Raw genomic sequence first — 12,308 nt, 5'->3', positions numbered from 1 at the left:
CGGTGCTTTCCGGAGTTCGAGGAGCTCGAACCCGAGGACGAAACTTGAGCCCCTGCACCGTTGCTCGCCTCATCGCGGGAGCTTCGCAGTGCGTTCGGGGTGGGCTGCGGTGATGTACCACATCGCGGTGTGAGAGGAGATGCCGAACAGGCGCATCAGGTGAAGCGGGTCGTCGACCTCGAACGCCTCGTCGCGGATCCGGTCCTGCCGCAGCGTCGGCATCGTGAGTCCGGTGGGCCGGAAGATGGCGGTGAACGTGGTGCCGATGGGCGAGCGAGTGGTGTCTACAGCAGTCCATCGGTTGATCAGCAGATGCGGGTTGGTGGTCACCGGCCAGCGGCGGTGACGTTCACGGAGCCACGCGGAGGCGCAACGGTAGGTGAGTTCGTCCAGGTAGATGATGTGGCGTTTGCCGGGGCGCCGGACGATGAGGCGCTCACGGGACAGGTCGAGGTCGGCGAGTAGTAGGTGGCGCATGTCTGTGCCGCTGAGCGCGTGGACGCAGACCAGCAACATCACGAAGCGCTGGAAGTCGTTCCGCGCGTGACTGAGGACGCCAGCCAGTCGATCCGAGGGCACGGAAGGCGGGGTCTTGTTGATTCCCGCGAAGACGAGGCCGCGGGTGGGATCACGGAAGATCACGCCTTCCTGCCGAAGGGCCCGAAAGACGTTCCGCAAGACGATGTGGATCGATCGGGCCGGCGTCCCCTTGCGAGTGGCGATGGCCCGCTTGACGTCGTCCTGAGTGATCTCGCGCAGGCTCTCGATGCCGTCCGCGAGCCACCCCTTGACGATCGGGTCCACGACATGCCAGTAGCGGGCGATGCTCCGGTAGGTGCGGCCAGCGTGCCCCCACTTGCCCTCTCCACGCACGACGGAACCGCCGCCGCCTACCTGTCCCACCCCGACGACGGCGTCCCGCGCCCCGGCGTCCTGCTCTACACGGACGCCTTGGGACTGTGCCCGCACCTGAAGTCGATGGCGGACCGTCTAGCTAGGCGTCGGCCGGTTACACGATCCTGGTCCCCAACGTCTCCCACCGTTACGGCCGCGCCCCCGTCGTCGTCGCTGCCCGAGTTCATCAACCCCGCCGAGTGCCCAGAGATCATCCGGAGCCTGGGTCCGGCGGCGCGGACCCTCGCCCCCACGGGGGCGATGTGGGACGCAGTCGCCTACCTGGACTGGCCGGCCGCTTCCGCGCTCACCACCGACGGTCCCGTGGGCGTCACCGGCTACTGCATGGGTGCCGGCCTCGCGCTGCGCACCGCCGGCGCCCACCCGGAGCGCGTCGCCGTCCTGGCCGGCTTCCACGGGGCGTACCTCGCGACCGACGCCCCGGACAGCCCCCACCTGCTGGCCGACCGCATCGCCGCCGAGTTCTACATCGGCCACGCCGACCAGGACGCCACCAACCGCCCGAGCAGATCGCCCGTCTCGACAGGCCCTCACCGCCGCGGGCGTCCGTCACCGCACCGAGGTCTACGCCGGCGCCCAGCACGGCTTCACCCAGGCCTACACTGTCATGCACAACGCCGACGATTGCCGACCGGGTCAGGCCACCTTGGTGGTGTCGGCGGCCGGTGTCCCTGCCGGTACTGCCTCGTCCCAGGCCGCACCGCCCGCGATGGCCTGCCGCCAGGCGCGGATGGCCTTGGGCGGCATGCCGACCGAGAGGGCGCCGGTCAGCGTCTCGCCGGTGCGGTAGGCGGCCACGAACCGACGCTCGGCGAGGCCGCCGTCCACGACCCTCACCTCGTCGTGGCCGCGCAGGTAGCCGTATGCCTGGATCTTCATGTCGTACTGGTCGGACCAGAAGTACGGCACCGGCGCGAACGGTTTGCGCGCCTCGGGAGCGGCGAGCAGGTTGCGGGCGGCGGCTATGCCCTGTTCGGCGGCGTTCGTGCGGTGCTCGATCCGCATCGACGTCCCGAACAGCGGGTTGTACCAGCGGGCGACGTCGCCGGCCGCGTACACGCCCTCGGCGGCTTCGCAGTACTGGTCGCAGACCACTCCGTCACCGACGGTCAGCCCGCTGTCCGCCAGCCACTCGATGTTGGGCAGCGAGCCGATGGCGATGAGGACCTCGTCGGCGACGACCACCTCGCCGCCCGCGAGCCGCACCCCGTCCTGGGTCACCTCGGTCACGGTGACGCCGGTGCGCAGCTCCACCCCGCGATCGAGGTGGGCCTGGGAGAGCACCCGGCCGACCTCGGTGCCGACCGCGTGGGCCAGTGGGACAGGGGCGGGTTCGAGTAGCGTGACGTGGGCACCCAGGCGCCAGGCAACGGCGGCGGCCTCGGCGCCGAGGAACCCGGCGCCCACCACGACCAGACGGCTGCCCGGACCGAGCCGGTCGCGCAGGGCGAGGGCGTCGTCCAGGGTGCGCAGGACGTGCGCGCCCTCGCCGGGCAGCCGCCGGGGTCGTACCCCGGCGGCCACGATCAGTCCGTCGTACGGCAGGCGCGACCCGTCGGCCAGACGCACCGTACGGTCCGTCAAGTCCAACCCCGTAGCCGCCGCTCCGAGCCGCAGGTCGAGGTCCAGGGCGTCGAGGTCGGCGTACGGGCGCAGCGGTAGCTGTTTGGTGCTCCACTCGCCCGAGAGGATCTGCTTGGACAGCGGGGGACGGTCGTACGGGGCGTGCGGCTCGTCGCCGACCAGGGTGAGGGTGCCGTCGTAGGCATCCCGGCGCAGGGTCTCGGCCGCCGCGAGCCCGGCGGCGGACGCGCCGACGACCACGATGCGCTTCACTGCTCCACCAGCCGGATCGCCGCAGCCGGGCAGATGGCCACGGCCTCGCGCACTCCGTCCAGGATGTCGTCGGCGGGGTGCTCCTCCAGCAGGATCGCGACGCCGTCGTCGTCCCGCTGGGCGAAGACGTCAGGGGCTGCCATCACGCACTGCCCCGAGGCCACGCACTTCGGTACGTCCAGTTCCACAAGCATGGTTGTCACCTTCGTCCTTCTCGGTTCTCGTGGGGGATGAGGTCACCAGGCCACCGGCAGGCTGTGCACGCCGTAGGTGGTCCCGGTGTGGTCGAATTCCAGGTCCGCGATGTCGGCGGCCAGCCGCAGCGTGGGGACGCGGCGATAGAGGGTGCTGTAGACGACCCGGAGCTCCAGACGGGCCAGGTTCTGGCCCAGGCACTGGTGGGGGCCGTAGCCGAACGCCTGGTGGATACGGGCCGGGCGGGTGATGTCCAGCCGCTCGGCCTCTGGGAACACCTCCGGGTCCCAGTTCGCCGTGTGCAGGTCGAAGATGATGCCTTCGCCCTTGCGGATGACGACGTCGCCGATCTCGATGTCGTCCTTGGCGACCCTGCGCACACCGGTCTGGACGATGGTCAGGTAGCGCAGTACCTCGTCCACCGCGTTCGCGATCAGCTTCGGGTCGTCGGTCTCCCGCACCAGGGCGAGCTGGTCGGGGTGCTGAAGCAGGGCGAGGGTGCCGAGGCTGATCATCGTCGCGGTGGTCTCGTGACCGGCGATCAGCATCGCCACGCCCATGTGGACGGCCTCGGTGTGCGTCATCTCGCCGGCCTTGACCCGGCCGGCCATCTCCGACAGCACGTCCTCGCCCGGGTCGGTCGTCTTCCGCGTGAGCAGGTTGTCCAGATACGCGGTCAGCTCACCGCTGACCCTCCGGGCGTCCTCCGGCGCCACCGAACTGTCCAGCACCAGGCTGCTGCTGCGCTGGAAGAAGTCGTGGTCCTTGTACGGCACCCCGAGCAGCTCGGCGATCACCAGGGACGGCACCGGCAGTGCGAACGCCGTGAGCAGGTCGGCGGGGTTCGGGCCCGCCAGCATGTCGTCGATCAGGTCGTCGACGATCTTCTGGATCGGCGCCCGCATCGTCTCGATCCGCTTGACCATGAAGGGACCGTTGACGGTCCGCCGCAGCCGGGTGTGGACCGGCGCGTCCGTGTTCGTGACCAGGCGCGGGGTCACCTGTGCGATCTCCGCGCGGTGCGCGTTCACGTAGGGGAAGCCGGGGTCGAGGTCGTCGTCACTGACGCGGGGGTCGGGCAGCAGGGCCCGCTGGTCGGCATCCCGGGTGACCAGCCAGGGCGTGGTGCCGTTCCAGATCCGTACCTTCGCGAGCGGCTTCTCGGCCTGCAGCCGCTGTGCGGCCGGGGCGGGAGCCAGCGGGCACTGGGCCGCGCGCGGCAGCGGATACTCCGGCAGCGGCTCGGTCGCGCCGGTGACGGGGCAGGACAGGACATCGGTCATGGCATCTCCTCAGTACGTGGGGGGCTCCGGCCGAAACGGAGTGCTGGGATCCGGATTTGAAGCGGTCGAAGGGCTCGGCCTGCCGTCAACGATCCCCGCACCGGTCGGCCGTCACGAGGGAGCACGCTCCCGAACCCGTGGTGTAGTCCCCTCCACCACGGGTTGAGCGGGCTTCTCGTCCGCCCGCGTTCCCCTGGTCAATCGACCCAGGAATCAGCGCTGTTGGCCGGAACAGGACCCCATGAACCCGCTGATCCCACCGCGACGCCGGGCCCCGGCCGACAGGGCGCCCGCCCGACCGACGAGCGGTGGGCACTCCACGGAGGGCAGGGGCATGGTGTAGCCCGCTACACCACTGATTCGGGGGCTCGGTACCTCGCGGCGCCAGGGGAAGGTCGCGACCGTGGAAGCACGTCGCGGCAGCGGGGCCGGAGCAGTTCGGCACCGGCCTCGTCCCTATGCCGCCCACCACCGGAAAGTGAGCGTTCCCATGCCCTTGATGAAGTCCGTCCGTACCGGCGCCGTGAACGAAGTCGATGTCGTGGAGACCGAGCGCCCCGCACCCGGTCCTCGTGACGCGCTGGTGCGGATCCGGGCCTGCGGAATCTGCGGCACCGACGTGACCTTCCTGCACATGGGCGGCATGCCCGCCCAGGCGCATCTGGGCGGGGAGATGCTCCCGGTGCCGCTGGGCCACGAGCCGGCCGGTGAGGTCGTCGAGGTCGGTGCCGAGGTCAGCGGCCTCAAGGTCGGTGACCGGGTGGTGGTCAACCCGCAGGACGCCCCGACCGGCATCATCGGCTGCGGTGGCGAGTACGGCGGGATGAGTGAGTACCTGCTCATAGAGAACGCCGAGGTCGGCCAGAGCGTGGCCGTCTTCCCCGACACCGTGCCCTTCGACGTCGCCTCGCTGAACGAGCCCATGGCCGTCGCCCGGCACTGCGTCAACCGCACCGAGGCCGGGCCGACCGACAAGGTCGTCGTCTTCGGCGCCGGCCCGATCGGGCTCGGCGCGGCTATCTGGCTCAAGCTGCGCGCCGTGCGGCACGTGGTCGTCGCCGACGTCATCCCCTCCCGGTTGGAGAAGGCACTGGCCGTCGGGGCGGACGCCGTCATCAACTCTGCCGAGGAGGACGTGACTTCGCGCCTGACCGAACTGCACGGGCAGAGTGCCAACGCGCTCGGCCAGCCCCGGCCGGGCACCGACATCTACATCGACGCGGCCGGTGCCGCGGCCGTCTTCAACACCGTCGTCGCCTCCGCCAAGTGGGGCGCGAAGCTGGTCATGGTGGCAATGCAGAAGAAGGGCTCCGAGATCGACCTGGGCGGCATGCTGCGCAGCGAGCTCACCCTGGTCGCCTCCCAGGGCTACCCGACCGAGATCTTCGAGGTCACCCCCGAACTCGTGGAGCACCAGGAGCGGTTCGCCAGACTGATCAGCCACCGCGTCCCGCTCTCAGACGTCGAACGGGCCTTCGAGCTCGCACTGACGCCGGGCGCGGCCGAGAAGGTCGTCGTCACCCTCGACGAGTAGCGGAGCGGCGCAGCAGCCGTAGGGCTTCCGGGACGGCAGTGGGCGCCACCGCCGTCCCTTCCCAGGGAACCGACCTGTGCCCAGAAGTACGAGCAAGGGCCCTTTGGCCCGGTGCGGATCACCACTACGCACCGTCGATCGAAGGGCACCCGGCGACGTGGCCTTCCCGCGCGAATAGGAGCACCAGCTCAACGCCATGCTCCGGCACGCGCGAGGGCCGCCGGAGTCGGCTACGTGGAAACGTACGCCCCCTCCGAGGGCCACGACGCCTGCTCGGCCGAGGCCACCCGCTGGATCGAGCCTCTCGTCCCGCGCGGCCCGGCGGCCCCGGTCCACCCCAACGAACGGGGCGAAGGCGGAATGGCGGATGCCGTACTGCGTACCCTCGACGCGTCGCTGTGAGCGGTGGTCGGGCAGCCGGGGGTCCCGACGCCTACCGGCTGTTCAGATAGGCGAGCACGGCAAGCACCCGGCGATGTCCGCTATCGCTGGGCGGCAGGCCGAGCTTCAGGAACACGTTGCCGATGTGTTTGCTGACCGACCGTTCCGTGACGACGAGCGTCTTGGCGATGGTCGTGTTGTCATGGCCCTCGGCCATCAGCTCCAGCACCTCGCGTTCGCGCGGGGTGAGTGAGTCCAGGGGCGAGTCGCGGCGGCGGGTGAGGAGTTCGCCGACGACCTCGGGGTCGAGGGCGGTACCGCCGGAGGCGACCCGGTCGAGGGCGTCGAGGAACTCGTCGACCCGCCCGACCCGGTCCTTGAGCAGGTAGCCGACGCCGCTCGCGCCGCCGCCCAGCAGCTCGGCGGCGTACGACTCCTCGACGTACTGCGAGAGGACGAGGACCGGCAGGCCGGGGATCTCCTTGCGGGCCTCCAGCGCCGCGCGCAGGCCCTCGTCGCGGAAGTGCGGGGGCATCCGCACGTCCAGTACGGCCGCGTCCGGGCGGTGGTCGAGGAGCGAGGGCAGAATCTCCGGGCCGGTGCCGACGACGGCTGCCACCTCGTGCCCGGCAGACGTCAGCAGCAGCACGAGCCCCTCTCTGAGCAGGGCGTTGTCCTCGGCGATCACCACACGCACGGCAGCTCCACTTCGATCACGGTCGGTCCCCCCACAGGGCTGGACACGGTCACCGTCCCGTCCAGCGCGGCGACCCGGCGGCAGATGCCCAGCAGCCCGGAACCGTGGCCGGAGTCGTCCGCACCCCCCTTGCCCTCGTCGCGCACAACCGCCCGCATTCCGGTGCGGCGCCGTTCCAGAGTGACGGACGCCTGCCTGCTCCCGCTGTGCTTGGCGGCGTTGGTGAGTGCCTCGGCCACCGCGAAGTAGGCGGCGGCCTCGACCGACGCGGGAGCGCGCACCCCGTCGGCCTCCAGGCCGTCCACGCGCACGCTCACCTCCAGCCCGCTGCTCGCGCCCAGCGCCCGTACGGCCCCCACGAGCCCGCGGTCGGTGAGGATCGGCGGGTGGATGCCGCGTACCACGTGCCGCAGCTCGGTCAGCGCCTGCTCGGCCTGGTCCTGCGCGTCGGCCAGCAGCCTGCGCACGGCATCCGGGTCGTGGTCGAGCGCCCGCCCCGCGAGCCCGATCCGCATGGACAGCGCCACCAGCCGTGCCTGTGCCCCGTCGTGCAGGTCCCGCTCGATGCGGCGCAGCTCGGCGCCGTGCGCGGCGATCGCGTCCGCCCGGGTGGCGGCCAGCTCCTTGACGCGGGCGGCCAGCAGCGCCTGGGGGGAGGGCCTAAGCAGGGCCTGGGACCAGTCGGCCTCCACGTCGGCGAGGCGGGTGATCAGCGGCAGGACGACCGCCCCGCGGCGCAGCACACCGCACCACACGCTGTCGACGACCAGGCCCAACGGCCACAGCGGCAGCGCCAGGAACACCATGGTGCCGTAGACGTAGGAGGCGGCCATCCAGCGAAGGTCTGTGAGAGTGCCCGGGTCGCGGACGGCTGTACGCAGGCGCTCGCGCAGAGTGCCGGTGATCGGCTGGTACGCCTCGGGGATCCGCCGACCGGTCCAGGCGGCCGTGAGACCGCGTTTCGCGCCGGCGATCCGACGGATCAACTGCACCGTCTCGGGCAGCATCCACGCCCCGACCACCGCGAGCGTGCCGATGACCGTGATCAGCAGCACGGTGACGAACAGGTACAGGCCGAAGGTCAGCGCCGCGGCCATGACCAGATGAAGCGTGGCCCGCGCTGCCTGCCGGATCGTCCTGCCCATGGTGACAAGGCTACGGGCTGGGTGAAGGGACGTGATCGTGTGGGAGAGGACGGGCCGACGGCGCACCGGGATTCATGTTGTGGTGGTCTCCTTTGCCGAAGACTCTTCGCGGGGAAACGGGCACAGCGGCAGTACCGTGACGACACGATCCGGTACGCCGTGAGGTCCGCCGCGGTGGGGAGCAGCCGTGGTCCTCCCTGGAGGTGAGGGTGACGGTGAGTCCGCCGGGCCGGAACGGGGCGGCCAGGCCAGCCGGGGGTGGGGAACAGGCGAAGACCGCGGCGGCGACGGCCGCGCTGGCGGTGCGGGGGTGGCTGCGGAAACGCCCCTGCAAGCTGCCGATCACCGTGGGGGTCCTGTCCATGGGCGGAGGGCGGTGCCGCGACGAACGCCCAGCCCCTTCACGGGTTCCGTGTCCGGGGCACTGCCACAGCGGGTGGAAGCGGCGCTGGACGATGCCCATCGCCGTTCGCGTCCACCATCGCACCGAGGTGGCCCCGCTGACGGGGCTTGTGCCCGGGTCGTACGAGGCCACCGCCCCTGGGTCGTCCAGGCTGACAGAAACGCCATCCGTACCGGGGTTCGCCCCGGTGTCAATGCGGCGTGCAGACGTCCCTCAGCGCGTCGGCCGCGGCGTCGATCTCGCTGGAGTCCGGGTCGGTGTCGCCGTTCAGGATGGCCTTGTTGTAGTCCGCGATCGCGGCCTTGAGGTCGGCGATGGCCTTTCGGACCTTGTCGTCGTCCGTCCCGTCATCGATCTTGTCGAGGTTCTTCTCGATGGTGCCGATGGACTCCTCGGTCCGCGTGGGGTCGTTCGCCGCGTCCAGGCCGGCCTCATGGATCGTCTTGAGGCTGTCGGCGGTCGTGCCTGCGTTGTGGAGGCAGTCCAGCGATCTGTTAACTTCCGAGCCGTTTACTTCGTCGCAGCCGGTGGTGAGTCCGGCGGTCAGTACGACGGCGGCAACGGCGGTGGCGACGGCGGTGTTACGACGGCCGGGGCGGCGGTTCGCGGGCATGGAGGGGGCCTTTCCTGGGGCCGGTTCGGGAGAGAGGGGGACAGCCGAGTCGCATGCCGTACTTCCTCGGACCGTCGGCTGGGCGGGGCACTGCGGGTTCGCGACTCGGGCACGCAGTGACCAGGAGGGAAATCCGGAGCCGACCGGATGGGCGGTGCTCGGAACGCACACGCGACACGAGCGCGGCGGGTCCGGGCCGGCCCGTGTCCCGGCAAGCCGCTGCCCGGAGGGTCAGGCCCAGTGCTGCTCCACTGCGGCGGCCCGCTTCCGGCGGTTCGCGACGAGGCCGCCCGCCGCACCCAGTGAGACCAGGCCCATCCCGACGGCGGCCATGATCCCCTTCGCTCCGTCCATCGTGAAGTAACAGACCACGGCCACACCGCCGTTGAACAGGAACAGGAACCACAACACCGACGGCGTCGACAGGAAAGCGTTGATCCTCGGCTTCTTCGCGATGCGCGAGCCCGCCACGAGCGAGACGGCGATACCGGCGTAGGTGGCCACGTCCTTCGCCGTGCCGTCGAGGACGGCGCCGGACGCGGAACTCGCGGCGAGCCCACCCACGAAGAACGACCAGAGCAGCAGGTTGGCGACGAATGACTTCAGGGGGGCGAGCGGCGACTTCATAGAGCTGTCCTTCGGGTGGCGAGGCGGGGCGCACTGCGATGTGCGATCTGTTGCGATCTCTGAGGACCACGATTCCGTCGCCCGCCCATCGCCACGAGGGACCGGCCTCCCAAACCCATGGTGTAGCCGGCTACACCATCAGGCCCCAGCCAGGCGACGCCACCTTGGCCGCTGCCTGTGCCACCGCGTCAACTCTGGGCTCTGGCTCGACCCCGCCCAGAACACCGACGCGTTCCGTGCCGGCGCCTCCTTCACGGCCTCGCACCTGTACCTGATCCGCCGACCGGTCACCGCCGACAGAGGCGAATGCGGTGGACCGACGTCCGGTGCGCCGTGAAGGCCGTCTGTACGAACCCGCTGGGCACGGGCGTGCTGTCTGCAGCGACGAGCCGGGCCGCGTACTCGCAGGGGGCGCCCGCCGGTGGGAGCCGTCGGGGCGAGGTGGGCGCGCCCAGCGGCAGACCGCCCGCCCCTCGTTCGGGCGGCTGGTTACCAGATTTTAACTTGCTTAAGTCAATCAATCTGCCTACCGTTGAGTGAGTCAAGCACATTGCACGCTCGTTCCGACGGAGGCCCCTCCATGTCCGACGCCCTTCCCCGATCCGCCGTCGCGGGGGGATCAGCCCCGCCGCGGCCGAACGCCGTGGTGGCGGTGCTGGCCCTCGCCGGAATCGTCGTCTCGCTGATGCAGACCCTGGTCATCCCGATCGTCCCCGAGCTGCCGAAGTACCTCGACGCCTCCGCGTCGAACGCGGCCTGGGCGGTCACCGCCACACTGCTCGCCGCCGCCGTGGCCACACCGGTCGCCGGTCGCCTCGGTGACATGTTCGGCAAGCGCCGTGTGCTGCTGATCAGCTTGATGCTGCTGGTGGCCGGTTCGCTCGTCTGCGCCCTGAGTGAGGCGCTGGTCCCGATGATCGTCGGCCGTGCCCTCCAGGGCCTGGCGGCCGCCGTCGTCCCGATCGGCATCAGCATCATGCGCGACGAACTGCCTCCCGAGCGGCTCGCCGGCTCCACCGCCCTGATGAGCGCATCGCTCGGCGTCGGCGGCGCCCTGGGCCTGCCCTCCGCCGCCTTCATCGCCGACCACTTCGACTGGCACGTCCTGTTCTGGACCTCGGCCGCGCTCGGCGTCGGCGCCCTCGCGCTCGTCCTGACGAACGTGCCGGAGTCGAAGACGCGCACAGGCGGTCGCTTCGACCTCCTCGGTTCGCTCGGCCTGTCGGTCGCGCTGGTCTCCCTGCTGCTCGCCATCTCCAAGGGCGCCGACTGGGGCTGGACGAGCGGTCCGACCCTCGGCCTGCTCGCCACCGCCGCCCTCGTCCTGCTGGTGTGGGGCGTGTACGAGCTGCGCACCACACAGCCTCTGGTCGATCTGCGCACCACCGCACGCCGTCAGGTGCTGTTCACGAACCTCGCGTCGGTGGCGTTCGGCTTCTCGATGTTCGCGATGTCACTGGTGCTGCCGCAGCTGCTCCAACTGCCCGAGCAAACCGGCTACGGCCTCGGCAGGTCCATGCTGACCGTCGGCCTGGTCATGGCTCCGCAAGGTCTGGTGATGATGGCGATGGCCCCGCTGTCCGCCGCCATCTCCAAGACCCGGGGCCCCAAGATCACCCTGATGCTGGGCGCCGTCATCGTCGCCGCAGGCTACGCCCTGAACATCGTCCTGATGTCCGAGATCTGGCACCTCGTCCTGGTCTCCTGTGTCATCGGCGCCGGTGTCGGCTTCGCCTACGGTGCCATGCCCGCCCTCATCATGGGCGCCGTGCCCCCGTCCGAGACGGCCGCCGCCAACAGCCTCAACACCCTGATGCGTTCGATCGGTACGTCGATCGCCAGCGCCGTCGCCGGCGTCGTTCTCGCCCAGATGACCACCAGCTTCGGCTCGGCCGCCCTGCCGTCCGAGAACGGCTTCAAGGTCGTCATGGCGATCGGCGCCGGAGCGGCCGTCCTGGCCTTCCTCCTCGCCGCCTTCCTGCCCGGCCGACGCGCCACCCCGGCCGGCCACTCGCCGGTCGAACAAGCCCGGCCCGCGGAGACGGCGGTCAAGGCGTAAGCCCCACAGCGCGGCACGTCGGACACCGTCGCGACCAGTTGGCTGGGCCCGGAACTCGCTCCGGGCCCAGCCGCCTGTCGGGCGCCGGACACGAGGCGACGACGTATCCGGCGACCACCCGCCGTCCACGGTGAGCGTCGTCCCGGTGACGAAACGGGAGGCTTCCGAGGCGAGGAACACCGCGGGAGGCACCCAGTTCCTCCGGGTCTCCCACCCGGCCCACCGGGGTGCCGCTGACGATCCGCTCGTCCCAGCGGCCAGCCAGCAGCCCGGAGCTGAGGTCCGTAGGGAAGTAGCCCGGCGCGAGGGCGTTGCCGCGCACCTGGCGGTCTGCTCATTCGACGGCGAGAGCCCTGGTCAGTGCCGCTGGCCATCGGTCTGCACGCCGTGAACCGGGCGGGAGTGCGGCCGGGCGACAAAGTCCTGGCGGTCGGGGCGGCTCGATCGGCGTCGCCGTCGCCCCCGCGGCCCGCCTGGCGGGAGCGACCGGACTCTACGTCAGCGAACCGCTGGCCGCAGGCTGGCACCGGCGCCAGGGGGACAGCGAGTGGCGGGGGGGGGGGGGCGGGGGGCCCCCCCCCCCCCCCCGGAGTGGGGGGCGGCCCCGCCCCCGGCCGGGG

The 12,308-nt window shown here is 71.0% G+C and carries 11 protein-coding genes and 1 pseudogene; 4 read left to right on the top strand and 8 right to left on the bottom strand.

Annotated features, from left to right (window positions below):
- Nucleotides 1-69: 69 nt before the first annotated feature.
- On the bottom strand, nt 70-969 hold the full coding sequence (locus ACFVT5_RS37750; RefSeq protein ID WP_389898041.1) for a hypothetical protein: 900 nt from the start codon (nt 967-969) through the stop codon (nt 70-72).
- On the opposite strand from ACFVT5_RS37750, the pseudogene ACFVT5_RS37745 reads away from it, so the two are divergent.
- Nucleotides 895-1,531 (top strand): annotated as a pseudogene (locus tag ACFVT5_RS37745) (dienelactone hydrolase family protein); the annotation flags it as partial. The gene ACFVT5_RS37750 and the pseudogene ACFVT5_RS37745 overlap by 75 nt on opposite strands.
- Nucleotides 1,532-1,551: 20 nt before the next feature.
- Here the strand turns inward: ACFVT5_RS37745 and ACFVT5_RS37740 are convergent.
- Genes ACFVT5_RS37740 through ACFVT5_RS37730 form a run of 3 tightly spaced genes read right to left on the bottom strand, consistent with a single transcriptional unit; the run spans nt 1,552 to nt 4,229 of the window.
- Nucleotides 1,552-2,751, bottom strand: coding sequence for an NAD(P)/FAD-dependent oxidoreductase (locus ACFVT5_RS37740; RefSeq protein ID WP_389897767.1), 1,200 nt, complete (start codon nt 2,749-2,751; stop codon nt 1,552-1,554).
- Nucleotides 2,748-2,945, bottom strand: a complete 198-nt coding sequence (locus tag ACFVT5_RS37735; RefSeq protein WP_389897765.1) for a ferredoxin — start codon at nt 2,943-2,945, stop codon at nt 2,748-2,750. The genes ACFVT5_RS37740 and ACFVT5_RS37735 overlap by 4 nt, the downstream gene beginning before the upstream one ends.
- 42 nt (nt 2,946-2,987) lie before the next feature.
- Nucleotides 2,988-4,229, bottom strand: coding sequence for a cytochrome P450 (locus ACFVT5_RS37730; protein ID WP_389897762.1), 1,242 nt, complete (start codon nt 4,227-4,229; stop codon nt 2,988-2,990).
- Nucleotides 4,230-4,719: 490 nt separating this feature from the next.
- Here ACFVT5_RS37730 and ACFVT5_RS37725 point away from each other — a divergent pair, with 490 nt between their 5' ends.
- Both ACFVT5_RS37725 and ACFVT5_RS37720 read left to right on the top strand, forming a co-directional pair.
- Nucleotides 4,720-5,763: a zinc-binding dehydrogenase gene (locus tag ACFVT5_RS37725; protein ID WP_389897761.1), complete on the top strand. Its 1,044-nt coding sequence runs from the start codon at nt 4,720-4,722 to the stop codon at nt 5,761-5,763.
- Between the two features lie 234 nt (nt 5,764-5,997).
- On the top strand, nt 5,998-6,165 hold the full coding sequence (locus ACFVT5_RS37720; protein WP_389897758.1) for a hypothetical protein: 168 nt from the start codon (nt 5,998-6,000) through the stop codon (nt 6,163-6,165).
- Between the two features lie 31 nt (nt 6,166-6,196).
- Here ACFVT5_RS37720 and ACFVT5_RS37715 read toward each other — a convergent pair whose 3' ends face one another.
- From ACFVT5_RS37715 to ACFVT5_RS37700, 4 genes are all read right to left on the bottom strand, one after another.
- On the bottom strand, nt 6,197-6,841 hold the full coding sequence (locus tag ACFVT5_RS37715; protein ID WP_389897755.1) for a LuxR C-terminal-related transcriptional regulator: 645 nt from the start codon (nt 6,839-6,841) through the stop codon (nt 6,197-6,199).
- A complete protein-coding gene (locus tag ACFVT5_RS37710) occupies nt 6,829-7,986 on the bottom strand; it encodes a histidine kinase (protein ID WP_389897753.1) in 1,158 nt (385 codons plus the stop codon). Before ACFVT5_RS37710 ends, ACFVT5_RS37715 begins: the two co-directional genes overlap by 13 nt.
- A gap of 593 nt (nt 7,987-8,579) precedes the next feature.
- The gene (locus ACFVT5_RS37705; RefSeq protein WP_389897751.1) at nt 8,580-9,002 is read right to left on the bottom strand and encodes a hypothetical protein; all 423 of its coding nucleotides are present in this window, start codon (nt 9,000-9,002) and stop codon (nt 8,580-8,582) included.
- 231 nt (nt 9,003-9,233) lie between these two features.
- Complete coding sequence (locus ACFVT5_RS37700) at nt 9,234-9,629, bottom strand: hypothetical protein (RefSeq protein WP_389897749.1); 396 nt, start codon at nt 9,627-9,629, stop codon at nt 9,234-9,236.
- A 580-nt stretch (nt 9,630-10,209) separates the two neighbouring features.
- On the opposite strand from ACFVT5_RS37700, the gene ACFVT5_RS37695 reads away from it, so the two are divergent.
- Entirely contained in the window at nt 10,210-11,688 is a 1,479-nt protein-coding gene (locus ACFVT5_RS37695) for an MFS transporter (protein ID WP_389897746.1), read from the top strand.
- The last annotated feature ends 620 nt before the right edge of the window (nt 11,689-12,308 follow it).

It is taken from the genome of Streptomyces sp. NPDC058001, assembly GCF_042886315.1.
Classification (GTDB): Bacteria; Actinomycetota; Actinomycetes; order Streptomycetales; family Streptomycetaceae; genus Streptomyces.
This window is presented reverse-complemented; position numbering and strand designations above follow the sequence as displayed.